18 protein-coding genes and 1 other RNA gene are annotated in these 22860 nt (G+C 68.9%); 10 read left to right on the top strand and 9 right to left on the bottom strand.

What is annotated here, in order from left to right; translation table 11 throughout:
• Nucleotides 1-42 precede the first annotated feature (42 nt).
• Genes ACG04R_RS24445 through ACG04R_RS24460 form a run of 4 tightly spaced genes read left to right on the top strand, consistent with a single transcriptional unit; the run spans nt 43 to nt 4254 of the window.
• The gene (locus tag ACG04R_RS24445; RefSeq protein WP_394416358.1) at nt 43-1185 is read left to right on the top strand and encodes an NYN domain-containing protein; all 1143 of its coding nucleotides are present in this window, start codon (nt 43-45) and stop codon (nt 1183-1185) included.
• Nucleotides 1182-1886 carry a DUF3025 domain-containing protein gene (locus tag ACG04R_RS24450; RefSeq protein ID WP_394416361.1) on the top strand — a complete coding sequence of 235 codons (705 nt, stop codon included), beginning with the start codon at nt 1182-1184 and terminating at the stop codon, nt 1884-1886. Before ACG04R_RS24445 ends, ACG04R_RS24450 begins: the two co-directional genes overlap by 4 nt.
• Before the next feature lie 11 nt (nt 1887-1897).
• On the top strand, nt 1898-3238 hold the full coding sequence (locus ACG04R_RS24455; protein ID WP_394416363.1) for a S1 family peptidase: 1341 nt from the start codon (nt 1898-1900) through the stop codon (nt 3236-3238).
• A complete protein-coding gene (locus ACG04R_RS24460; protein ID WP_394416366.1) occupies nt 3238-4254 on the top strand; it encodes an FHA domain-containing protein in 1017 nt (338 codons plus the stop codon). The genes ACG04R_RS24455 and ACG04R_RS24460 overlap by 1 nt, the downstream gene beginning before the upstream one ends.
• A 124-nt stretch (nt 4255-4378) precedes the next feature.
• On the opposite strand, the gene cysK is transcribed toward ACG04R_RS24460, so the two are convergent.
• The gene (gene cysK / locus ACG04R_RS24465) at nt 4379-5296 is read right to left on the bottom strand and encodes a cysteine synthase A (RefSeq protein WP_394416368.1); all 918 of its coding nucleotides are present in this window, start codon (nt 5294-5296) and stop codon (nt 4379-4381) included.
• Nucleotides 5297-5394: 98 nt separating this feature from the next.
• Here cysK and ACG04R_RS24470 point away from each other — a divergent pair, with 98 nt between their 5' ends.
• From ACG04R_RS24470 to ACG04R_RS24485, 4 genes are all read left to right on the top strand, one after another.
• Entirely contained in the window at nt 5395-5931 is a 537-nt protein-coding gene (locus ACG04R_RS24470; RefSeq protein WP_394416370.1) for a hypothetical protein, read from the top strand.
• Between the two features lie 35 nt (nt 5932-5966).
• An RNA gene (gene rnpB, locus ACG04R_RS24475) (RNase P RNA component class A) lies at nt 5967-6404 on the top strand.
• 162 nt (nt 6405-6566) lie between these two features.
• The gene (locus tag ACG04R_RS24480; RefSeq protein ID WP_394416372.1) at nt 6567-8147 is read left to right on the top strand and encodes a methyl-accepting chemotaxis protein; all 1581 of its coding nucleotides are present in this window, start codon (nt 6567-6569) and stop codon (nt 8145-8147) included.
• Between the two features lie 83 nt (nt 8148-8230).
• Nucleotides 8231-9439: a multidrug effflux MFS transporter gene (locus tag ACG04R_RS24485; protein ID WP_394416375.1), complete on the top strand. Its 1209-nt coding sequence runs from the start codon at nt 8231-8233 to the stop codon at nt 9437-9439.
• On the opposite strand, the gene ACG04R_RS24490 is transcribed toward ACG04R_RS24485, so the two are convergent.
• Both ACG04R_RS24490 and ACG04R_RS24495 read right to left on the bottom strand, forming a co-directional pair.
• A complete protein-coding gene (locus ACG04R_RS24490; protein ID WP_394416378.1) occupies nt 9417-9986 on the bottom strand; it encodes a PEP-CTERM sorting domain-containing protein in 570 nt (189 codons plus the stop codon). The two genes, ACG04R_RS24485 and ACG04R_RS24490, sit on opposite strands and share 23 nt — an antisense overlap.
• 26 nt (nt 9987-10012) lie before the next feature.
• Complete coding sequence (locus tag ACG04R_RS24495) at nt 10013-12412, bottom strand: endo-1,4-beta-xylanase (protein ID WP_394416380.1); 2400 nt, start codon at nt 12410-12412, stop codon at nt 10013-10015.
• Nucleotides 12413-12641: 229 nt separating this feature from the next.
• Between ACG04R_RS24495 and ACG04R_RS24500 the strand changes: the two genes are divergently transcribed.
• The gene (locus ACG04R_RS24500; RefSeq protein ID WP_394416382.1) at nt 12642-13535 is read left to right on the top strand and encodes a carbonic anhydrase; all 894 of its coding nucleotides are present in this window, start codon (nt 12642-12644) and stop codon (nt 13533-13535) included.
• 42 nt (nt 13536-13577) lie between these two features.
• Here ACG04R_RS24500 and ACG04R_RS24505 read toward each other — a convergent pair whose 3' ends face one another.
• From ACG04R_RS24505 to ACG04R_RS24525, 5 genes are all read right to left on the bottom strand, one after another.
• Nucleotides 13578-15908, bottom strand: a complete 2331-nt coding sequence (locus ACG04R_RS24505; protein WP_394416384.1) for a response regulator — start codon at nt 15906-15908, stop codon at nt 13578-13580.
• A gap of 120 nt (nt 15909-16028) precedes the next feature.
• Complete coding sequence (locus ACG04R_RS24510) at nt 16029-16616, bottom strand: chalcone isomerase family protein (RefSeq protein ID WP_394416386.1); 588 nt, start codon at nt 16614-16616, stop codon at nt 16029-16031.
• A gap of 32 nt (nt 16617-16648) precedes the next feature.
• Nucleotides 16649-18205, bottom strand: coding sequence for a methyl-accepting chemotaxis protein (locus tag ACG04R_RS24515; protein ID WP_394416388.1), 1557 nt, complete (start codon nt 18203-18205; stop codon nt 16649-16651).
• Nucleotides 18206-18612: 407 nt separating this feature from the next.
• On the bottom strand, nt 18613-19161 hold the full coding sequence (locus ACG04R_RS24520) for a hypothetical protein (RefSeq protein ID WP_394416390.1): 549 nt from the start codon (nt 19159-19161) through the stop codon (nt 18613-18615).
• A gap of 119 nt (nt 19162-19280) precedes the next feature.
• Nucleotides 19281-19622 carry a PRC-barrel domain-containing protein gene (locus tag ACG04R_RS24525; protein ID WP_394416392.1) on the bottom strand — a complete coding sequence of 114 codons (342 nt, stop codon included), beginning with the start codon at nt 19620-19622 and terminating at the stop codon, nt 19281-19283.
• Nucleotides 19623-19949: 327 nt separating this feature from the next.
• Between ACG04R_RS24525 and ACG04R_RS24530 the strand changes: the two genes are divergently transcribed.
• Nucleotides 19950-20306 carry an H-NS histone family protein gene (locus ACG04R_RS24530; protein WP_394416394.1) on the top strand — a complete coding sequence of 119 codons (357 nt, stop codon included), beginning with the start codon at nt 19950-19952 and terminating at the stop codon, nt 20304-20306.
• A gap of 10 nt (nt 20307-20316) precedes the next feature.
• Here the strand turns inward: ACG04R_RS24530 and ACG04R_RS24535 are convergent, their stop codons facing one another.
• Complete coding sequence (locus ACG04R_RS24535; RefSeq protein ID WP_394416396.1) at nt 20317-22824, bottom strand: hybrid sensor histidine kinase/response regulator; 2508 nt, start codon at nt 22822-22824, stop codon at nt 20317-20319.
• Nucleotides 22825-22860: the final 36 nt, after the last annotated feature.

Genomic DNA, 22860 nt, shown 5'->3' on the forward strand with positions numbered 1-22860 from the left:
TTCGTCCGCTACGGGGGGCGCGTAGCCCCATGGAAAACTGACATGAACGATAAGAAGGTCGCCTTCCTCGTCGACTTCGACAACGTCGCCACCGACGTCATCGAGCAGGCGCTGAACGCCGTGTTCAAGGACTATGGTGCGGCCCACATCCGCCGCGCCTACTGCAATGCCGAGCAGGCGCTGCGCGAGCAGAGCTTTCTGAAGCGGCTGGGCCTGCGCGCCATCGTCAACCTCGCCATCGGCAAGAACTCGACCGACATCGCGCTGGCCGTCGACGCGATGGACCTCGCCATCACCGAGAAGCCCGATGTCATCGTGCTGGTGTCGTCGGACAGCGACTTCGCGCCGCTGGTGCTGCGCCTGCGCGAGAAGGGCGCCTGGCTGCGCGGCTTCGGCCAGTACGGCAAGACGGGCGACGGCGTGATCCAGATCTACGACCAGTTCAACGAACTGGCCCACGGCACGGGCCGCGCGGCCCGCGACAGCGCGCCGGCCAAGGTGGCCGGCGGCGGTGGCCGCAATGGCCGCCGCAGTGGCGGTGGACGCGGCCCTGGCGGCGGCCGGCCGCAGGCCGAAGCGCCGCGCAGCGGCCAGGCCGCCCGCCCGCCGCGCGGTGAGGCCCACGTGGCGCCGCCGGCGCCCGCCGTGGTCGACGAAGCGGCGCTGCTCGCAGCGGCTCCGCCGCCGGCCGTGGAGGTGGTGGCACCCCCGCCGCCGGCTCCCGAGGCGCTGGCTCTGGTGGCAGACGCGCCTGAGGCCGTTGCGCCCGTGAAGCCGGCGGGCAAGGCCGCGCGCAAGTCCGTCGCGAAGACCGAGGGCAAGCCAGCCGCCAAGGGAGGCAGCAAGCGGGAACCCAAGCCGGCCGACGTGTCCCCTGAGGCTGTTGTGGCCACGCCCGCGGTCCCTGCACCGGCCGCCAAGCCGGCGCCGCGGGCGGCGGCCAAGGCGGCCGCGCCGGTGGATGATCCGCAGGTCGCCGCGGCCAAGGAAATCAACGCGGTGCTGAAGCTGCTGCCCAGGCTGGTCGACGGCCAGTGGCATGACCTCGGCGCCGCCGCCAAGGTCCTGAAGGATGCCGGCCTGCTGCCCAAGTCGGCACCGGCGACCAAGCTGTTCCGCAAGCACTCGCACGCCTTCGAGCTGCAGCCGGAGAAGCAGCCCAACCAGGTCCGCTTCGCGACTTGAGGATCACCGCAGATTGGGCGGCGCCGTGGTTTGCGCCGTACCGTGACGTGGCCGGGCCGGCCATGGACCGGCTCGCCGCCGGGCTCCCGGTACACGAGGCGCTGGGCCACGCCCGCTTCGAGCCCGCCGGGCCGCTGCGTCAGGGTTACGAATGGCACGTCGCCGCCACCGGCCGCGTGCCGACGCGCGACAACGCGCACGACCTGTTCAACGGTCTGGTGTGGCTGCGCTGCCCGTCGTTCAAGGCCGCGCTGAACCAGGCCCATCTCGCCGCGCCGCCGGCACCGCTGGGCCAGCGCGGCCCGGTGCGTGATGCGCTGACGCTGCTGGATGAAAGCGGCCTGTTGCTGTCCGCGCCGCCGGTACTGCGGCGCGCGCTGTGCGAGCAGGACTGGACGACGCTGTTCGTCACGCGGCGTGATCTCTGGCAAGAAACGCAAGTACTGGTCGTCGGCCACGCGCTGCTGGAAAAGCTGCTCACGCCGCGCAAGCCGCTGTGCGCCCGCGTGCTGTTCGTCGATGACGTCGATGCGCCTGTCCTGCGCGTCGACCTGACACCGGCCTGTCTGCCGCCGCTGCCGGTGCTGGGCATCCCTGGTTGGTGGGCGCCCAATGCATCACGCGACTTCTATGCCGATGAGCGGGTCTTCCGCCCAAAACGGCTAGCATCGGCGCCCGCCCCGGGAGGTCTCGTTTGTTGATCAAGTCCTGTTTGAAGCCATTGCTGGGCCTGGTCCTGGCCAGCTTCGCCTGCATCGCCGGCGCACAGTCGCCGCCCGCTATGCCTGCCGCGCCGCAAGCCCAGCCCCAGCCAGCGCCCAACGTGTCGGCCAGTGCGCGGCGCCTGTACGAGCGCAGCAAGGGCCAGTTGCTGCAGATCCGCACGCTGTTGAAGAACCAGGACAGCCAGGCCTCGGTCGGCTCCGGCTTCGTCGTCAGCGACGATGGCCATGTCGTCACCAACTATCACGTCGTCAGCCAGTTCGCGCTGGAGCCCGAGAGCTACCGGCTTCGTTACGCGACGACCGACGGTCAGGGCGGCGCGCTGGAACTGCTGGACTTCGATGCCCGCCGCGATCTGGCGTTGCTGCGCGCGGTCGGCGACGGGCTCAAGGGACACGGCGCGTTGGCTTTCCGGCCGCAGAGCCAGCCGCTGGCCAAGGGCGAGCGCATCTATTCGATGGGCAACCCGCACGACGTCGCGTTCGCTGTCGTCGAGGGCAACTACAACGGCCTCGTCGAGCGCAGCTTCGACCCGCTCATTTACTACGCCGGCGGCATCAACCCCGGCATGAGTGGCGGCCCGGTGCTCGACGAAGACGGCCGCGTCGTCGGCGTCAACGTGTCGACGCTGCTGTTCGCGCAGCAGGTCAGCTTCCTCGTGCCGGGCGAGTTCGCCGAGAGCCTCGTCAAGCGCAGCATGGGCGCCAAGCCCATCCATGCCGCCGCGTGGGGCCGGCTGCGTGACCAGCTGACACGCTACCAGGACGAGCTCGTCACCCGCTTCCTCGCCATGCCGTGGGAGAGCGCCAACAACGACCGCTACCGCCTGCCGGTGCCCAGGCAGGACTTCATGCGCTGCTGGGGCAGCAGCACGGCGGCCGATGCCAAGGGCCTGGACTTCGAGCGCTCGCAGTGCCGCATGGACCATGCCCTCTTCGTCAGCGGCAGCCTGCAGACCGGCTGGCTGGACATGTCGCACGAGGCCTATGACGGCAGCAAGTTGGGCGCGCTGCGCTTCGCGCGGCAGTACTCGAACAGTTTCCGCAACGAGCGTCTCGGCGGGCCGGACAAATCCCGCACCGCGCCCTACTGCAAGGAGCAGTTCGTCGACCGTGACGGCCTGCCGCTGCGCGCCGTCGTCTGCCTGCGTGCCTACCGCAAGCTCGAGGGGCTGCACGACCTCAGCATCCTCGTCACGACGGTGGACGATGCCACGCAGGGTGCCCTGGGCCGCTTCGACGCCCGCGGCGTCAGCTTCGACAACGCGCTCAAGCTCGCGGCGCATTACCTGGAGGGCTTCGCGTGGACGAACAGCAGCAAGGCCAAGTGATGTCGTCCGCCGAACCTTCTGTCGCGCCGCCGCCCGCGGCTGCTGTCGTCGAACTGCTGGGGCATGACGGCCGCGTCGCGCTCGTGCAGCGCGTGACGCGGTGGCCGGTTCGCATCGGTCGTTCGCCGGTCTGCGACATCGTGCTGGACGATGCCCACCTTGCCGGCGAACACGCCGAGTTGCAGCTGGCCGCAGACGGTCGTGTGCAGCTCCGGCTGCTGGACACGCGCAACGGTGGCGCCGTTGCCGGCAAGCGTCTTGCGTCCGGCGACGAAGCGACGCTGCCGGCCGGTGGCGCCTTTCAGCTCGCCGGCCAGTCGTTGCGACTGCGAACCAGCGCCGACGAGCTGGCGCCCGAGCAGGCGCTCTTCGTGCAGCCGGTGCGGCACTGGGCGCTGCTGCCGGCGCTGCTTCTCGTGATGCTGTTCTTCCAGTGGGTGGACCGCTGGAGCGCCGTCGACCCCGACGCGCGCTGGGTGGACTACGCCACGCCGCTGCTCGGGCCACTGGCCTTCGTGCTGGGCTGGGCGGGCCTGTGGTCGCTGGCCAGCAAGCTCTTCCAGCACCGTTTCCCGTTCACGACGCACCTGCGCCGCGCGCTGTTGGTCATCGTCGGCTTGCAGGTGCTGGAGTGGGTGCTGCCCGGCGTGGCCTACGCCCTCTCGCTGCCGCGGCTGATGGTGCTGGACAGCCTGGCGCTGCCGCTGGCCGGCGCTGCGCTGATCGCCTGGCATGCCCACCTTGTCTGGCCGGGGGCGCGGCGCACGCTGAACGTCGGCATCGCCGCGCTGCTGCTGTTGGGCCTGGGCCTGCAGGTTGGCGGCCGGCAGGAGCAGCAGTACATGTTCGGTCCGCCCTATCTGGCTGCTCTGCCGCCGCCGGCGCTGCGCCTCGCGTCGCCGAAGCCGCCGGAGACGCTCATCGAGTCGCTGAAGCCGCTGAAGGCCGAACTCGCCAGGCAGGCGCGCAAGGACAACGATGGCGCCGAACCCGAGGAGGATGGCGGCGGCGAGTGAGCGAAACCCCTCGCCCAGCTTGCCACGCTGAACGCGGGTAAGTCTGGGCGGTCTTGCAGACCGCGCCGCATCTCGCGCTGCGGCTCTTCGGCAGGCACAACGCATCCACCGGATGCGCCGCAGGTCAGGCCTGCGGCAGGAAGCCTTCGACGGAGAGGTAGCGCTCCCCCGTGTCGTAGTTGAAGCCCAGCACGCGCGCGCCGGCGGGCAGTTCGGGCAGCTTCTGCGCGATGGCCGCCAGCGTCGCGCCGCTGGAGATGCCCACCAGCAGGCCCTCCTCGCGGGCACTGCGGCGGGCGTACTCGCGCGCGGCCTCGGCCTCGACCTGGATGACGCCGTCCAGCAGCGCGGTGTCCATCACCGCCGGGATGAAGCCGGCGCCGATGCCCTGGATGGGATGCGGGCTGGGCTGCCCGCCACTGAGGACGGGTGACGCCGTGGGCTCGACGGCAAACACCTTGAGCTGCGGCCAGACGGCCTTCAACACCTGCGCGCAGCCGGTGATGTGGCCCCCGGTGCCGACGCCGGTGATCAGCGCATCCAGGCCGTCGGGGAAGTCGCGCAGGATCTCCTGCGCCGTCGTCTTCACGTGCACGGCCGGATTGGCCGCGTTCTCGAACTGCTGCGGCATCCACGAGCCGGGGTGGAGTTCCAGCAACTCCTTGGCGCGGGCGATGGCGCCCTTCATGCCCTTCTCCCGCGGTGTCAGGTCGAAGCTGGCACCGTAGGCCAGCATGAGCCGGCGGCGCTCGACGCTCATGCTGTCGGGCATGACGAGGATGAGCTTGTAGCCCTTCACGGCCGCCACCATGGCCAGGCCCACACCGGTGTTGCCCGAGGTCGGCTCGACGATGGTGCCGCCCGGCTTGAGCAGGCCTTGCGCCTCGGCCTCCTCGACCATGGACAGCGCGATGCGATCCTTGATCGAGCCGCCGGGATTGCTGCGCTCGGACTTGATCCACACCGCATGGCCGGCGAACAGGCGATTCAGGCGGATGTGGGGTGTGTTGCCGATGGTGTCGAGGATGCTGTTGGCTTTCATGGGCGGCTCCTTGAAGGGTGGCGTGCATGCTAGCCGCGGTGACGGCTTATGCTGCGGCGATGGGAGTGAAAGCGGGATATCGAGCCTGGCAAACGTGGGTGGCCGCGCTGTTGGCCGTGCCTGGCTTTGCCTTGGCGGACGTGCAACTGGTACCCGGGCATGCAGATGCCATCGCACTCAACGCGTGGCTGTCGGCAACCAGCCGTCAAGGCGGCCCGCGCTGCACCGAGCCGCGGGAACTCCTGCCCTTGCCGGCGCGACTGCAAGGGCGTGTGGCGTTGACCGGCTGGCATTGCGAGTTGCGGTCCTTTCCGCCTGGCGGTGTCAGGCGGCAGGTGACGGTGCAGGCGCGTTTGATCGGTGCCCGCTACCTGCGGTGGCCGGCGCAGCGGGTCGAGTGGCAGGAAAGCTTCGATCTGGACAGCGAGACCACCAATCCCGGCACGGGCCTGCGCTTGTGGGTGAGCGCGGCCCAGGCGCGTGTGCTGCCCGTGTGGCAGGCCGAGGGGCCCGCTGAGCAACAGTCGGATGGCAGCTGGGAGCGGCTCAGCAACGCCGGCGCCACGTTGGCCACGCTGCGCTGCGGCCCGCGGGGCGTGGCGCCGTGCGAGATCGGCGACTTCCTGGTGCCGTGAGTCCCCCGGTGCGCATCGGCGACAATGCGCACCGTGAAGCAAGCCAGACCGCCGCTGGGGCAATCTCGGAAACGAGGCCCTGGAGGAAGGTCCGGACTGCACAGAGCGGCGTAGCAGCTAACGGCTGCCCGGCGAAAGCCGAGGATCAGAGCAACAGAGACGAGTCAAGGTAGGCCCCCGTCGGGAGGTGGTCTATGCGGCGCCAGCGCGAGCTGGCGTGGGGTGGAGCGAAAGCTCCGCACCATCGCGCGCAAGCGCGAACCGCGTAGCACCCAAGGCGGGCCAGGGCCCGCCTTGGGTGAAACGGGCAATCTCTACGCGCAGCAACACCAAGTAGGCCAGCGTTGATGCGGCTCGCAGAGCTGGCGGGTAGGTGGCACCGAGCCGGGCAGTGATGTCCGGCCCAGAGGAATGGCGGTCACGCCGGGGGCGACCCTGGTGCACAGAATCCGGCCTATCGGCTTGCTTCACTCTTTTCTCTCGCCTAAGTTGGACTGGGGTCCGGTGCGTTCGTCACGCGGAGCTTGGGCTGTGGCCGCGGGATTCCCATCTTGGCCAAGTCCCTCAACCGTCCGCCGTGCCGATGCCGCCCACATCGATCACTCCCAGGCGCCGGGCGAAACAGGGAGAGAAGAATGCTGAGCCACTTGCGCTTGAGATCCAAGCTGATCCTTGGGTTCGCCCTCCTGGCGGCCGTCGTGCTGCTGGTGTCGGGGCTGGCCTTGAACTCGCTGAGCCGCTCCAACGGGCGATTTGCCGACTACCTGGGCAGCGTGGCCCAGCGTGAGCGCCTGGCCGTGGACGTGCGGGGCTTCGTGACGCGGCGGGCCATTGCGGCGCGCAACCTGGTGCTGGTGACCGCGCCGGCCGACCGCGATCTGGAGAAGGCGCTGGTGCTGCAGGCGCACGACGACACGAAGAAGTCGCTGGCGAAGCTGAAGGCCGCGATGGCCCAGGCGACGGACCTGGGCGAACGTGAGCGGGCCATGGTGGTGGAGATCGAGCGCATCGAGGCGCAGTACGGCCCGGTGGCCGAGGCCATCGTCGGCATGGCGCTGGAAGGCAAGCGCGACGAAGCCATCGCCAAGATGAACAACGAATGCCGGCCGCTGCTGGCCGCGCTGCTCAAGGCCGCCAACGAGTACATCGACTACGAGGAGCAGCAGGGCCGCGCGCGCGTGGCGCTGGCCGAGCAGGGCTACGGCACGGACCGCCTCGTCATGCTGCTGGTGTGCGCCGCCGCCGTGGCGGCCGCCGTGGCGCTGGGCTGGGCGCTGAGCAACGCCGTCACGCGGCCGTTGCAGCGCGCCGTGCACCTGGCCGAGGCGGTGGCGTCGGGCGATCTCAGCTCCGACATCGTCGTGGACCGTGACGACGAGACCGGCCAACTGCTGGCCGCGCTCAAGCGCATGAACGATGGCCTGGTCGACATGGTGGGCCGGGTGCGCTTGTCGGCCGACAGCATCGCGACCGCGTCGCAGGAGATCGCCACGGGCAACCACGACCTGTCCAGCCGCACCGAGCAGCAGGCCAGTGCGCTGCAACAGACGGCGGCGTCGATGCAGCAGATGACGTCCACCGTGCAGCAGACGGCCGAGAGCTCGCGCCAGGCCAGCCAGCTCGCCAATGCGGCGACCGAGGTGGCCGGCCGCGGTGGCGATGTCGTGCAGCGCGTCGTCACGACGATGGGCGAGATCAGCGACTCCAGTCGCAGGATCGCCGACATCATCGGCACCATCGACGGCATCGCGTTCCAGACCAACATCCTGGCGTTGAACGCGGCGGTGGAGGCGGCACGGGCCGGCGAGCAGGGCCGCGGCTTCGCGGTGGTGGCCGGCGAGGTGCGCGCGCTGGCTCAGCGCAGCGCGCAGGCGGCGCGAGAGATCAAGAGCCTGATCGGCGCCAGCGTCGATAAGGTCGCTGCCGGCAGCCAGTTGGTCGGCGAGGCCGGCGAGACGATGGGCGACGTCGTCAACCAGGTGCGCCGCATGACGGACCTGATGGCCGAGATCAACGCGTCGGCGACCGAGCAGAGCAGCGGCATCAGCCAGGTCAACCAGGCCGTGGCGTCCATCGACACCGGTACGCAGCAGAACGCGGCCCTGGTGGAGCAGAGCGCCGCGGCCGCGGAGAGCCTGAAGGTGCAGGCGGCCGGGCTGCTGGACGTCATCGCGCAGTTCAAGACAAGGCCGTCGCACAAGGGATTCGCCGCCTGATCCGGCGCGCTTCGGGAGGGGTCGATAAACTGCAAACGGCCGCAACCCGCGGCCGTTTGCTCGTCTTACCCGACGCTCCCCCGATGAATCCTGACGCCAGCCGCCTCTGGCGAGCGCCCCGCTGGGCCCTGTCCGTGCTGTTGGCCGGTCTGGGCATGCTGGGGCCTTTCTCCATCGACACCTACCTGCCGGCCTTCTCCGGCATCGCCGCGGCACTGGACGCGACGCCGGTGCAGATGCAGCAGACGTTGTCTGCCTACCTGTTCGGCTTCGCGCTCATGAACCTCTTCCACGGCGCGCTGTCGGACTGCTTCGGCCGGCGGCCCGTCGTGCTGACGGGGCTGGCGGTGTTCACCGCGGCGAGCGTGGGTTGCGCGCTGTCCGGGTCGGTGGGCCACCTGGTGTTCTGGCGCACGGTGCAGGGCATGTCGGCGGGCGCGGGCATCGTCGTGTCGCGTGCCATCATCCGCGACATGTTCCCGCCGGCGGACGCTCAGCGCGTCATGTCGCAGGTGACGCTGTTCTTCGGCGTGGCGCCGGCCATCGCGCCGATGGTGGGCGGCTTCCTGTTCGTGCACGCCGACTGGCACTCGATCTTCTGGTTCCTGACCTTCGTCGGTACGGTGCTGTTCGTGTCGAACTGGAAGCTTCTGCCCGAGACGCTGCACCGCAGCCAGGCCCAGCCGTTTCACGTCGGCGCGCTGATGCGCGAGTACGGGCGGCTGTGCAGCAGCCCCAAGTTCATGATGCTGGTGCTGGCCAGCGGCGTGCCGTTCAATGGCATGTTCCTCTACGTGCTGGCGACGCCGGTGTTCCTCGGCGAGCACCTGCACTTCGCGCCGCAGCAGTTCTTCTGGTTCTTCCTGTGCACCATCGGCGGCATCATGGTCGGCGCGGCTTTCAGCGGCCGCCTGGCCGGCAAGATGTCACCGAAGCGCCAGATCATGCGGGGTTTCCGCATCATGACGGCGGTGTCGCTCGTCAACGTGGTGTTGAACCTGTCCGTGCCGCTGAGCGCCTGGTGGGCGTTGCCGTTGATCGGCATCTTCTCGTTCGGCTGGGCGCTGATGGTGCCGGTCGTGACCTTGCTGGTGCTGGACCAGGCGCCCGAGCGACGCGGCATGGCCTCGTCGCTGCAGGCCTGCATCGGCTCGGCGGCCAACGGCCTGGTGGCCGGCGCGCTGGTGCCGCTGGTCATGCACTCCACCATCGCCCTGGCCGTCACGTCGGCCGGGCTGATGATGGTGGGGCTGGTGGCCTGGTACGGCGTCAGGCGTTCCGTGGCTGCCTAGCCTGGCGGCGACGCAGGGCGAGCAGGCCGGCGCCCGCGATGCCGAGTAGCGACAGCGTGCCGGGCTCGGGCAGCGCCGTGGCGCTGGCGCGGGCGGCCGCGGTCGCGTCGGGGTTGACGAGGTTCTGGTCCGGGTCGAAGGTCGGGCCGTTCGGGTCGGCCGAGAACAGCGCGTAGTGCAGCAGCACCTGGCCATCCAGCGTGCCGTCGGCGGACGGTGCGACGCTGAACTCGCCGATGCCGGTGCGCAGCACGGCGTCGTAGGCCTCGGCCAGCGTGGCCAGCGGCGCGAGGATGACCCAGTCGGCGCGCGCGCCCAGCAGGTCGGTGTAGCTGCCGAAGGCGGACGGCACGCCCGGCGCGAACTCACTGCCGGTGACGAGCAGGTAGTTGCTCGCGTCGTCGTTGAACAGCGAGAAGCCCCAACCGGTCGTCTGGCCGGGCTCGGCGCCGATGCCGGCGGGGGAGAGGGTCAGCACGGCTGCCTGGGTGGCGGTGGCGAGCAACGTGGCGGCGGCGGCGCAGAGGAACTTGAAGTTGTTTTTCATGATGAATCTCGTCGATCGTGTTCGGGTCAGCGGAACTGGTTGGTGCGGCTGATGGTCAGCGCGGGCGAACCCTTGGCCGGGTCGCCGTGCCAGCCGTTGGCGGCGTTGAAGGGGGCGTCCACTGCGAAGGCGGCCAGCGCCGCGCAGCCGGTGAAGTCGATGGTCACGTTGGCGTTGGCCGCGGTGCCGGCGGCGATGTCGCCGAGCGAGACGGGGAAAACGGTCTTCACGACCGGCGTGCAGGCCGCGCCACCGGTCTGGCGCAGCGTCAGGCTGGCCAGCTTCACGCCGTAAGCCGTGCCGGGGCCGGCGTTCGAGAAGCTCAGCGTCCAGACGCGCGCATCCGCCGTGCCGGCCTTGGCCGCGATGCCGCCGGTCAGGTTGATGCCGGGCAGCTGCGACGGGTCGACGACGCCCCAGTAGGCGGGCTTGGCCTTCAGCGACGTGTCGAACAGCAGTGGCGCCTCGGCTTCGGTGCCCGAGGTCAGCCAGGTGTGGTTGTCGCCCTGGCCCCAGATGGTGACCGAGTCGATGAGGCCGTTGAGCTGGCGGAAGGTGTTGAAGTAGTTGCGCCAGGCGTAGCCGAGCTGGGCATGCACGGACGCCGGGATGTCCTCGTACAGCGTGTAGAACGGGCCGTTGTCGTTGATCTTGATGTCCATCTCCGTGACCTGCTGCGAGATGCCGGGGAAGGCCGTGGCCAGCGTGCGCACGGTGTTGGCGACGGCGGCGGGCGTCGGGTAGTTCAGCGAGATGTGCATCTGGTGGCCGATGCCGTCGATGGGCACGCCGCGCGACTTCAGGCCGGCCACCATCTTCTGGATGCAGACGAGCTTGGCCGCATCGGTGGTGCTGTAGTCGTTGTAGTAGAGCTTGACGCTGGCCGGCAGCAGCGCGCGGGCGGTGCGGAAGGCGGTGTCGATGAAGTCGGTGCCGGTCAACGTGTACCAACTGCTCCTGCGCATGCAGTCGGCTTGCGAGGGGTCGATCACCTCGTTGACGACGTCCCAGGCGTAGAAGCTGGCGACATTGGGTGCGAAGTGGTTGAGCACGTTGGTGATGTGGTCCACCTCGCGCTGCAGCACCAGCGCCTTGCTGGCAGGGGACGGTGTCAGCGCATTGCCGTTCGCGTCCTGGAACACCCAGGCCGGAACCTGCTGATGCCAGGCGAAGGTGTGGCCGCGCAGCTTCATGCCCTTGGCCTTGGCGAAGGCAACCTGCGCGTCGGCGTTGGTGTAGGTGAACACGCCCTGTGTCGCCTGCAGCGAGTTCCACTTCATGTCGTTCTCGGACACCAGGCTGTTGAAGTGCTTGGTGACGAGGTCACCCTGCACACCGGAGATGCCGCCGCTGTAGGCGATGGTGCCGATGGGGAAGTAGGCCGACTGGGTCTGCGCGACCGACGGCAGGTTGGTCTCGATGCTGGGCGGCGGCACGTAGGCGACCGTCACGTCGTCGATCATCAGCGGGTTGGTGTCGCTGGACTCGACGTACAGCGTGAGCTTGCTGTTGGCCAGCGCGACAGGGTAGGTCGCGGTCAGGCGCACCCAGGCCGTGGAGCCGACCGTCGTGCTGTTGACGACCGTGTGATACGTCGTGATCGTGCCGGCGTCGCGCTGCAGGCTCAGCTTGGCCTGGGTCGTTGCGCTGCCGGCGCTGGCCGGGAGCTTCACCCAGGCGGTGACCTTGTAGGTCGAGCCGTTGAACATCACGTTGGTCACGTCGTAGGCCGGGCCGGCCCAGGTGCCCTGGCGTGCGGTGGCCAGCAGCGCCTGGCTGCCGCCGTGGGCGCTCTCGCTGGTTGTGGCCAGCGTGGCACCGCGGCCGAACCAGCCCTGCGTGCCGCTCTCGAAGGTGGACGACAGGCCCGTCGTGTTGGGCGGCAGGCCCGGTGCGCCAGAGATCAGCGAGACGGTCACGTCGTCGACGTAGTACGACGCCGTGGCGCTGGCGGACTCGATGTAGAGCACCAGGTTGGTCGGCGCCGGGTCGGCGAAGGCGTAGAGGCCGGTGATCTGCGTCCAGCCGCTGTCGGTCACGCCGGTGGTGCCGCTTGCGGCGACGCTTTCATAGCTCGTCGTGCCGCCGGCGGTGCGCTGCATGGACAGCTTCACCTGCGTGGCCGGCGTGCCGGCGGGCAGGCGCGCCCAGGCGGTGATCTGGTAGGTCGCGTTGGGTACCAGCTTGCCCGTGAGGTTGATGCTGGGGCCCATATAGGTGGCGGTGCGCCCGGTCGTCAGCAGGCTGCGCGAGCCGGCGTGGGCGGCAGCGGTGCTGTTCGTCAGCGTGACACCACCGAACGGGCCCCAGCCCTGCGTGCTGCCATCTTCCCAGGTGGACTGAACCACCTGGGCCTGGGCAGCGGCGCCGCAGAGGCCCAGTAGCAACGCGCCCGCGGCGCGCCATGACTTGATCAAGCCGAGCATGTCTCCATCCTTTTTGTTCATCCGCCCGGCTGGCGCCGGGTCGGAAGGGTTGCTTGTGTGATTGATAGCGCAACCATTTCAATGTATTCAAGCAAGGCATTCGTCGTGAAGCGTGGTTTACGCGCATAGGGTTGCGACGGAGTTTGCTGAATTGGTGGCGATTACCATTTCGGCGCGACGTCGTCCGCTCAAGCCGGGCACACTGCAGGCCGAAATCTGCAGGATGAGGATGAACAAGCACCTGACCCTGGCGGCCTGCCTGCTCGCGTTGGCCGCCGCCCAGGCCGCTGACGAAGCCAAGGAGCCCGTGGAGGCGTTGCGCCAGCGGCTGGCCGAGCGCCTCGCGACCAAGCCCGAAGGCAGCACCACCGCCAGGACCGCGCCCAAGGCTGCCAGGCCGGCCAAGCCAGAAGCCAAGCCCGAAGCCAAGCCCGCCAAGGAGGCCCACTGGGGCTACACCGGCGATATCGGTCCCGAGCACTGGGCCGAACTGGCGCCGGAGAACAAGGTCTGCGGCGTTGGCACGCGCCAGAGTCCCATCGACATCCGTGAGGGCATCGCCGTCGACCTGGAGAAGATCCAGTTCGACTACCACGCCAGCAGCTTCTCGGTGCTGGACAACGGCCACACGGTCCAGGTCAACGTGGCGCCGGGCAATGGCATCACGGTGATGGGGCGGCGCTATGAGCTGGTGCAGTTCCACTTCCACAAGCCCAGCGAGGAGCGCGTCAACGGCAGGCAGTTCGACATGGTGGCCCACCTCGTGCACAAGGACTCGACGGGCAAGCTGGCGGTCGTCGCCGTGCTGCTGGAGCGTGGCGACGACGACAAGCCCCAGCCGCTGCTGCAGACGGTGTGGGCCAACCTGCCGCTGGAAAAGGGCGAGGTCGTGCAGGCGCAGGCGCAGATCGACCTGAACCAGCTGCTGCCCGTGGACCGCGGCTACTACACCTACATGGGCTCGTTGACGACGCCGCCGTGCAGCGAGGGCGTGCTGTGGATGGTCATGCGCCAGCCGACGCCGCTGACGGGCCAGCAGATCGGTGTGTTCTCGCGCCTCTACCCGATGAATGCGCGGCCGCTGCAGGCCGGGTCGGGGCGGCTCATCAAGCAGTCGCAGTAGGGCCGGCCTGGGGGCGGACCGGGGCTCTGCCCGGACGCGCCCTCAGCTTCTGCCGGTTTTGCGCTGTCCCGACAGCCAGTCGTACAGCGTCGCGAACAGCTGCTCCGCGACGACCGGCTTGGCGACGTGGTCGTCCATGCCGGCGTCCAGGCAGCGCTGGCGCTCTTCGTCGAAGGCGTTGGCCGTCATCGCCAGGATGGGCAGCGTCGCGCCCTCGGGCAGGCTGCGGATGGTGCGGGTCGCATCCAGTCCGTCCATGACGGGCATCTGCACGTCCATCAGCACCAGCGCGTAGTGGCCGGCCTTGACCATGTCGACGGCCTGCTGACCGTCCGCCGCCACGTCCACCGGCAGGCCGGCGCTGCCGAGCAGCGCGACGGCGACCTCCTGGTTCACCGCGTTGTCCTCGGCCAGCAGGATGCGCAGGGGCTGCGTGCGCGCCAGCTCGGCCAGGCGCTCGCGCACCGAGTGCGGCCGCGGTGCGACGGCCGGCGCGACGTGTGCCGTTGCCGTGGCGTCGACCGTCAGCGAGAACCAGAACCGGCTGCCGTGGCCCAGCTCGCTGTCCACGCCGACGCGCCCGCCCATCAGCCCCGCCAGGCGGCGGCAGATGGCCAGGCCCAGGCCGGTACCACCGTAGCGGCGGGTCGTGGAACTGTCGGCCTGCTCGAAGTCGCGGAACAGCCGTGTCTGCGCTTCGGGCGCGATGCCGATGCCGCTGTCCTGCACCTCGAAGCGCAGCGGCAGCCGCACGCCGGTGGGCGTCGGCACGGCATCGCCGTCCAGCCGCACGGCCAGGCGCACGAAGCCGCTCTCGGTGAACTTGACGGCATTGCCGGCGAAATTCAGCAGCAGTTCGGCGATGCGTTGCGGGTCACCCAGCAGCACGCGGCCGGACAGGGTCGGCGCGATGTCCGTCTCCACGCGCAGCCGCTTGGCGGCGGCGGCCTGCGTGGTCATGTTGGCGATGTTGTCCAGCACCTCGTCGACCGTGAACGGCCTGTGCTCCAGTTGCACCTTGCCGGCTTCGATCTTGGAGAAGTCCAGCACGTTGTTGATGACGCTGAGCAGGTGCTCGGCTGCGTTGGCCACCTTCTGCAGGCGCTGCTGCTGCACGGGTTCGACGGCGTCGCTCTGGGCGAGATAGGTCAGGCCGATGATGGCGTTCATCGGCGTGCGGATCTCGTGGCTCATGTTGGCCAGGAAGGCGCTCTTGGCCAGGCTCGCGGCCTGGGCGGCCTGCGAGGCCTCGGCCAGCTCGGCGGTACGTGCCTCGACGAGTTCCTCCAGGTGATGGCGATAGCGCTCCAGCTCCAGCGCGTCGCGGCGTTCGCGCGAGATGTCGGTCAGGAAGCCGTGCCACAGCATGCCGCCATCGGCCTCGCGCTGCGAGATGGCGTTGCCGTAGATCCAGCGCTCGCCGCCGTCGGGCTGCGGCGTGCGGAACTCCTGCTGCCACGGGCCCTGGCCGCGTGCGGAGGCCAGCAGGCTCTCGCGCACGGCGGCGCGGTCGTCGGGGTGGATGCGCTCGAACCACGGCGCGGCGCTGCGGCTCAGCTCGGCGGCGCCGATGGGGAAGTACTCGCGCACCGCCTCGCTGACGTAGGCGAAGCTGAACTCGCCGTTGACCGCCAGCCGCAGCTGGAAGACGACGCCGGGCACCGTCTCGGCCATGCCGCGCAGCCGGTCGATGAGGGCGCGCTGCGCGTCGAACTGCTGCTGCAGCGCGTCGCGCATGTGCTCCAGGTGGCCGCCCAGCTGGCCGATCTCATCCTCGCGATGATGTTCCAGCTTGGCGCTGAAGCGGCCCTGTGCGAGATCGTTGGCGAAGCCGCCCAGCTCGCGCAGCGGGCGGAACAGCCGTGAATTGAGCAGCCACAGCACCAGCGCCAGCGACACCAGCAGCTGGCCGCCGACGGTGGCGCCGTACAGCCAGCGCTGGCGCGTCAGCGCCGTCGTGCTGAGGTGGTCGTCGATCTCGATCTGGATGTGGCCGATGCGCGTGGCGCCGCGCAGGATGTCGCGCTCGCCGGTCAGCGTGTGGCCCAGGCGCCGCTCTGGCAGGTGGTTCTCGATGAAGGGCAGGCCCTGCGACGCGTCGCTGACGCTGACGCGCACGACCTCGGGCGACTTGACGATGGCCGACACGACCTCGCGCGCCGCCACGGCGTCGAGGTTCCACAGCAGCTCGGGCAGGCTGCTGGCCAGCACGTCGAGCTTGGCGTCGAGATCGCGCTGCAGTGCCTGCTCGGCGACCTGCGACTCGCGCAGCCCGATGAACAAGCCGCCGACGATGAGCGCCGGCAGCAGCAGGCCGATGCTGGCGCCCAGCGCCAGCGCGGCAAAAAGAGAGGTTGAGGACTTGCGATTCAAAATGGATTCGACGGTCCACGCCATGTCGCGGACCGAGCGCCGGGCCGCCCCAAGCCGGTCCGCGGGCGATGTGCTCGCGGCTCAACGCCGCGAGGTTGGGCGAGGGGCTGCAGATTCACTTTAGCTCTTGCCCAGCAGTTGCGGCTTCAGCGAGGAGTCGACCGGCTTGTCGCCCAGCCAGATCTTCAGCACCGCGTTGTAGAAGGCGATGTCCTTCATCGGTTCGCCGATGGGCTTGCCGTTGAGGTGCATCACCGTGCCGGTGTCGGGTATCCAGTCCACCGTGATGACGTCGCCCTTCTTGCCCTGCGGGATGTTGACGAAGGCCTCGCCGAACTGCGCGAGCTGGTTGACGAACTTGGAGCGCTCGGCCTTGTCGGTGTTGGCGGTGATACCGGCCATGAAGGCCTGGCCCAGGTCGTCGCCGGTCACTTCGCGCAGCAGCCCGAGGCTGAAGCGGCGCGGTCCTGGGCTGTCGAGCACGCCGGCGGTGGTGTCCTTCTTCTCGGGCAGGTAGAGCACCAGCGAATAGACCTTGATGATCACGCGCGTGCGCACACCCGCGCCGTTGACCTTCAACTCCTTGCCGCCGACCTTGACGGTGTCGTCGAACTTCAGGCCGCCGACCTCGATGGCCTGGGCCGCGCCGGCCAGGCCGAGTGCGAAAGCCAGCCCGGCGACGCAGCGGATGATGGGGTTCGTCTTCATGGGGTCTCCTGATCTTCTTGGGGGGAGGGAACTCAGCGCGCCGCCTCGAGCTTGAAGAGGCTGACGACTTCTTCGAGACCTTGGGCCTGAGTGCGCAGCGAGTCGGCGGCGGCGGCGGCCTGCTCCACCAGCGCGGCGTTCTGCTGCGTGCTCTTGTCCATGTCGTGGATGGTATGCGTGACGCGCTCGATGCCGGTGCTCTGTTCGGCGCTGGCGTGGGTGATCTCGCCCATGATGTCGGTCATCCGTTGCACGCTGGCCACCACGCCCTGCATCGTGCTGCCGGCCTTGGCGACCAGCTCGCTGCCCAGGGCCACCTTTTCGACCGAGTCACCGATGAGGCGCTTGATCTCCTTGGCAGCGTCGGCGCTGCGGCCGGCCAGCGCGCGCACCTCGGACGCGACGACCGCGAAGCCGCGGCCCTGCTCGCCGGCCCGGGCCGCTTCCACTGCGGCGTTCAGCGCGAGGATGTTGGTCTGGAAGGCGATGCCGTCGATGACGCTGATGATGTCGACGATCTTCTTGCTCGACGCGTCGATGCTGCCCATCGTCGTGACGACCTGGGCCACCACGGCGCCGCCTTCGCCCGCGACGGTGGACGCGGCCTGGGCCAGCTGGTTGGCCTGCTGAGCGTTCTGCGCGTTCTGCTGCACGGCGTCGGTCAGCGTCTTCATGGCCGACAGTGTCTGCTCCAGCGATGCGGCCTGGGCCTCGGTGCGCACCGACAGGTCCAGGTTGCCGCTGGCGATCTCGCTGGACGCCGACGAGATGGACTCCGTGCCCTCGCGCACGCGGCCGACGATGCCCTTCAGGCTCTCGTTCATGTCCGACAGCGCCTGCAGCAGCTCGCCGGTCTCGTCGTTGCTGCGCACCTCGATCTCGCTGGTCAGGTTGCCCGATGCCACCCTGCGCGCCATGGCCACGGCGCCGCGCAACGGCACGACGATGCCGCGCGTGATCAGCAGGCCGGTCAGCACGCTGGCGACCACGGCGGCACCGGCCAGCGCCGCCAGCAGCAGCGCCGACTTGGAGGCGACGCGGTTGGACTTCTGCCCCGCTTCCTCCATCGCCGCATTGCGCGCATCGACCAGCTTGCTGAGCGCCGTCATGTACTTGCCCTGGGCCGGGCGCACGGAGAACTGGTACTTCAGCGTCGCGCCTTCGGTGTCGCCGCCCGCGACCATCTTCACGAAGGCCGCCTGGGCCGGCATGAACTTGGCGTAGGCCTCCTCGATGCCCTTGAGCTGCTCCTGGCTGGCGTCGTCCGTCAGCAGCGGCTTCAGCGTGGCCATGGTCTTCTCGTGCGAGGCCATCAGCGTGGCCACGTTGTCCAGTTCCTTCTTGATCTGTTCCTCGCCAGTCATGATGAGCGTCGTCATCATGCTGCGCGACGCATCGCCCACCTCGGACTTGGCGCGGTTGGCCAGCGCCACGGCGCGGTAGTCGCCGCCGATGAGCTGGGTGATCTCGCCATTCAGCGTCTGGATGGCGTAATAGCCCAGGCCGGCCATGGCCATCAGGCAGAGGATCACCACCGCGAAGCCGGCGGTCAGGCGTTGCCCGATGCGCATGTTGGACAGGAACTTCATGGAGGCAGCTCTGGAGGAAGGTGCAACGGTGCCGCCCGGAATGAAGTTGCTGGTCGCCGGGCAGCGGCGAATGTAACGAGGTGAAATTCCATCAGAAATGCGGGGCGTGGTGCATTCTGAGCGGCGCAATTGGCCGGGGGAGCCGTGATTTGTGAGGCAAAACGCGGACAGACGTGCAGGTCGCGCTGGGCGACCTGTGGCGAGGGGCGAGGGGCGCGGCGCTCGGTCGAAGGCCGTTGCTCGAGGCGGCGGCGCGCGAGGCGCCCGTTTGTGCCTGGACAAGTTGTCGGCTGGCGTCAAGCCCCCGGGAGAGGCACGCCAGCCGAGTCGGACAGGTATCGCGTGTCGACGGACGCGAACAAACGTGCGCCCGGAGGGCTCCCGGGCCAGAGCCCGCAGCGCCCCTCCTACTGGAAGTAGCGGGCCTTGGCGCTGGCCTGGCAGCTGTCCTTGGCATCGCCCGCCAGCGCGTCGCAGCGCTCGTTGGCGGCTTGGTAGTCGGCCTTGAGCTTTGCCTCCATCTGGTCGTTCTGCACCTCGGCGATGGCCTTGCTGGCCTTCAGGTCGGCCCGCGCCTTGTCATGCACGGCCTTGGCGTCGGCGATGCAGACGTCCTTGGCATTGCCGGCCTTGTCGCCGCAGGCCTCCTTGGCCACCTGGTACCTGGCCTCAAGGCGTGCCTCTAGATAGTCGTTGCGGTCTTTTTGCGTGCCCGTGTACTGGTATTCGAGATGGGCGAGGGCCACCTTTTCCTGGCCCTTCGCACGTTCGACACAGACGTCCTTCGCAGTGCCGGACAGCTTGTCGCAGTTGTCGCGCTCGGCCTTGAACATCGCCTTCACCTGATCCTTCGCGGTCGAGTAGACGGGCTTGGTCAGGTTGGCCGAGGCAGCGCCGGCCATGCCGGCCAGCACGAGGGCGCACACCAGACGGGGGGTGAAGATTCGTTTCGTCATGGGTTTCTCCTTCGAGTGAATGGGCGGCGCCGCGGCGCTCTGCCGTGGGCGCCTGGGCCCCTGCGGGGATGTCACGCCGCGCCGGCGGTGTCCGGCGCGGGCGACGGGCATGGCCACGCTCAGAGCCAGGGGAAGCCGTAGTAGTCGTAGACCTTGCGGCCGTATTCGTCCGAATATGTCGGCGCCTCGTCCTCGGCGTAGCGCGGAGCCTTCTCGAGCTGGGTCTTGTCGATGTTGACGACGTAGCCGTCCTTGTCGGTGTCGTACTTCAGCATGTTCCAGGGCAGCGGATAGCGGTCGGTACCGACACCCAGGAAGCCGCCGAACTCCAGCGCGGCGTAGCGCACCTGGCCGCTGAACTTGTCGATGACGAGGTCGTCGATCGACCCGAGCTTGTCGCCATGCAGGTTGTAGACGTTCGTGCCTTCGACCTTGGAGGAAGAGATGGTGGGATAGGACATGGTGGGGCTCCTTGGAGGTTGAGCAGACATGCGCGGTGGCCGTGGGGCCGCCGCCGTGGTGCAAGCACCTGTCCTCAATTTGCGCCGCGGTTGCCGTGCCCGGGGTCGGGGTGCGGGCCGTCCGCGTGTAGGTCGCGACCGACCCGGTCCATTCGCGCGAGTCACGCGATTCGGGTTGCGCGTTCGCGGCATTGCCACGGCGCCATTCGCTGATGCCAAAGCGTCATTCAGCTGTCAGTGGGTTTCCATTCGGGCCCACTCATTCGGCGCATTCGCCTTCTGTGATGGAATGCACCGTCCAAAACAACAAGTCGCTGGAGATACGGAATGGCAAAGAGCCTGCAGACGCTGCTGAAGCAGATCGCGCAATTGCAGAAACAGGCGGACGCATTGCGCTCGCGCGAAAAGGCCGACGTGGTCGACCGTATCAAGGAAGCCATTGCCCATTACGGCATCACGGCCGATGAATTGTTCGGCGGCACCAAGGTCCGCGCGACTCGCAAGCGTGCCGCCGCAACAGCGGCGCCCAAGGCCCGCAAGCCCGCGGTGAAGAAGCCCGGTGGCGTGGCCAAGTACACCGATGGCGCCGGCCGCACGTGGTCGGGTGTGGGCAAGCGGCCCAACTGGTTCAAGGACGCGCTGGCCGCCGGCAAGACGGCCGAGGACTTGCTGGTCTCGCGCTGATCGAGGGTGTTCAGCCCGCCGGCAGCTGACGGCCGCGTCCGTCCGCCACGGGTGGCACCCAGGCCAGCAGGGTGCGAACCAGCTGCTTGGCGTCGATGGGCTTGCTGACGTGGGCGTTCATGCCGGCAGCAAGGCAGCCCTGAACGTCGGCCTCCATCGCGCCGGCCGTCATCGCGATGATGGGCAGGCCGGAACGCTCGGGCATGGCGCGGATCAGCCGGGTGGCGCTGACGCCGTCCATCTGGGGCATCTGCATGTCCATCAGCACGACGTCGAAGTGCTCGTGCTTGACGCGCTCCACGGCCTCGACGCCGTTCTCGGCGACCTCGACATCCAGCTTCATCATCTGCAGGAAGGCGAGGGCGACCTGCTGATTGACCGGGTTGTCTTCGACCAGCAGCACGCGGGCGCCGTGGATGGGGTGCATCGTGTCGGCCAGGTCGGCCATGCTGTCGCCGGCCGGCACGGGAGCGCCGCGCGCGTCACCTCGCTGCAGTTGCATCAGCGTATCGAACAGGCGTGACGGCGTGACCGGCTTGGCCAGCACCAGCGTGGCCGCGTGGTCGCGCAGCTCCTCGGCGATGAGCAGGCTGGAGCTCAGGCTGCCGAGCGCGATGACGGCCGGCGGCGGCATACCGCGCTCGCTGGCGGTGCGGCACGCGTTGGCGATGAAGTCGGCACCCGTCGTGCTCCAGTCGAGCAGCAGCAGCTCGTAGGGGTGGTCCGGGTCGACCTGGCGGATGCGGTGCAGCGCTTCGTCGCCGAACGACGCCACGCCGACCTGGAAGCGCCAGCTCTGCAGCATGCGTTGCAGGATGAGGCGCTCGGTGGGCTGGGCGTCGATGACCAGCGTGCGCATGCCGCGGATGCGGTGCAGGTCGATGCGCTCCGCTCCGGGCTTGGCCCTGCTGAAGCTGCACGTGAACGCGAAGGTGCTGCCCTGGCCAGGCTCGCTGCTGACCTCGAAGCGGCCGTCCATCAGTTCGACGAGCCGCTCGCAGATGGCGAGGCCCAGCCCTGTGCCGCCGTAGCGGCGCGCGATGGACGCGTCGGCCTGGCCGAACAGCTGGAACAGGCCGGCGCGCTGCTCGGGCGTCATGCCGATGCCGGTGTCGCGCACGCTGATGCGCAGTCGCATGCGGTCGCCTTCTTCGCCGAGCAGTTCGGTGCGCACGACGATCTCGCCCTTGGGCGTGAACTTGATGGCGTTGCCGACGAGGTTGTTCAGCACCTGCGTCAGCCGCAGGCCATCGCCGAGCAGGCGGTCGGGCAGGTGCTCGTCGAACTCGAACAACAGGTCCAGCCCCGATTCCTCCAGCCGTGCCGAGAACAGGTGGCCGACGTTCTCGATCAGTTCTTCCGGGCTGAACTCCTCGGCCTCCAGCGTGATCTTGCCGGCCTCGATCTTGGAGTAGTCGAGGATGTCGTTGAGCAGGGACAGCAGTGCCTTGGAGGACGTCTGGACCTTGCCGAGGTAGTCACGCTGGCGGTCGTCCAGTCGCGTCTCCAGCACGAGGTTGGTCAGGCCGATGATGGCGTTCATCGGTGTGCGGATCTCGTGGCTCATGCTGGCCAGGAACAGGCTCTTGGCCGCGTTGGCCGCCTGCGCCTCGTCGCGCGCCACCGCCAGCGCTTCGCTCTGGCGGTGATCTGCCTCGTAGGCGGTGAAGAGCCGGGCGTACAGCGTGCTGTTCTCCAGCAGCAGCTCCAGCAGCACGACCGAGCAGGCCAGCAGGCCGTAGATGCGGCCGGCGTAGAAGCCGAGGTCGAAGCGCGCCGCGTTCAGCATCGCCGACAGCGCGATGTCGAACAGCCAGGCCAGGCAGACGACCATCAGCCACAGGTCCAGCACCGTGCGCGGCCGCTGGCGCCACAGGCTTACGAGCGCGGCGAGGCTCAGTGTCCAGATGCCGCCGACCGTGGCCAGGTAGGTCGCCGAGTAGCGGCCTCCGACGAGCAGGTCGGGCAGCCAGGCATGGCCCAGCGTGGCCAGCGCGATCAGCCCCAGCGCCGCCACCAGCGTGGCCACGGGCCACATGGCCGCCGATGGGGCGAGCCGCGGCCGGCTCTTCAGCGCGGCATAGCCCAGCACGAACAGCGGAAAGCCACCGTGCCACAGCATGTAGAGCCAGGCGGTGCTCTGAGTTGTCGCGCCCAGCAGGCCGGTGGCGCTGAACAGGCCGGGGAAAGTCAGCGCGTGTGCCGTTGCCAGCAGCGCCGTGAAGACGTAGCCGCAGCCCAGCACCAGCAGCCCCTGCGAGCGCAGGATGCGGTATTGCCCGAACAGCAGCACGGCGGTGATGAGGTCGGTCAGCACCAGCGCCGACTGGTAGATCGGGATGAAGGCCGGCGCCGCCGGCAGCTTCAGCTGGGCAAACGGCACCAGCGCTGCGAACGCGGCGAGCGAGACGAGCGCCACGACGAGGGCGTGGCGGCGCTCGCGCGGCCCGGCGGGCTGGTCCAGCAGAAAGGCTGGTGTCTCCTGCGCAGACGCTTCTGATGGGCTGCTGTTGTGCAATTCGACTTCCCGCAGCCCGCGGGATGGGCCGCTGGT

This window comes from Pelomonas candidula (assembly GCF_043555985.1).
GTDB classification, from domain to species: domain Bacteria; phylum Pseudomonadota; class Gammaproteobacteria; order Burkholderiales; family Burkholderiaceae_C; genus Pelomonas; species Pelomonas candidula.

Excerpts from the sequence above, each read along its gene's own strand:
- ACG04R_RS24445 (WP_394416358.1), top strand. The coding sequence starts at position 43 with ATGAACGATAAGAAGGTCGCCTTCCTCGTCGACTTCGACAACGTCGCC.
- ACG04R_RS24460 (WP_394416366.1), top strand. The coding sequence starts at position 3,238 with ATGTCGTCCGCCGAACCTTCTGTCGCGCCGCCGCCCGCGGCTGCTGTC.
- cysK (WP_394416368.1), bottom strand. The coding sequence starts at position 5,296 with ATGAAAGCCAACAGCATCCTCGACACCATCGGCAACACACCCCACATC.
- ACG04R_RS24480 (WP_394416372.1), top strand. The coding sequence starts at position 6,567 with ATGCTGAGCCACTTGCGCTTGAGATCCAAGCTGATCCTTGGGTTCGCC.
- ACG04R_RS24485 (WP_394416375.1), top strand. The coding sequence starts at position 8,231 with ATGAATCCTGACGCCAGCCGCCTCTGGCGAGCGCCCCGCTGGGCCCTG.
- ACG04R_RS24490 (WP_394416378.1), bottom strand. The coding sequence starts at position 9,986 with ATGAAAAACAACTTCAAGTTCCTCTGCGCCGCCGCCGCCACGTTGCTC.
- ACG04R_RS24495 (WP_394416380.1), bottom strand. The coding sequence starts at position 12,412 with ATGCTCGGCTTGATCAAGTCATGGCGCGCCGCGGGCGCGTTGCTACTG.
- ACG04R_RS24500 (WP_394416382.1), top strand. The coding sequence starts at position 12,642 with ATGAACAAGCACCTGACCCTGGCGGCCTGCCTGCTCGCGTTGGCCGCC.
- ACG04R_RS24510 (WP_394416386.1), bottom strand. The coding sequence starts at position 16,616 with ATGAAGACGAACCCCATCATCCGCTGCGTCGCCGGGCTGGCTTTCGCA.
- ACG04R_RS24515 (WP_394416388.1), bottom strand. The coding sequence starts at position 18,205 with ATGAAGTTCCTGTCCAACATGCGCATCGGGCAACGCCTGACCGCCGGC.
- ACG04R_RS24520 (WP_394416390.1), bottom strand. The coding sequence starts at position 19,161 with ATGACGAAACGAATCTTCACCCCCCGTCTGGTGTGCGCCCTCGTGCTG.
- ACG04R_RS24525 (WP_394416392.1), bottom strand. The coding sequence starts at position 19,622 with ATGTCCTATCCCACCATCTCTTCCTCCAAGGTCGAAGGCACGAACGTC.
- ACG04R_RS24530 (WP_394416394.1), top strand. The coding sequence starts at position 19,950 with ATGGCAAAGAGCCTGCAGACGCTGCTGAAGCAGATCGCGCAATTGCAG.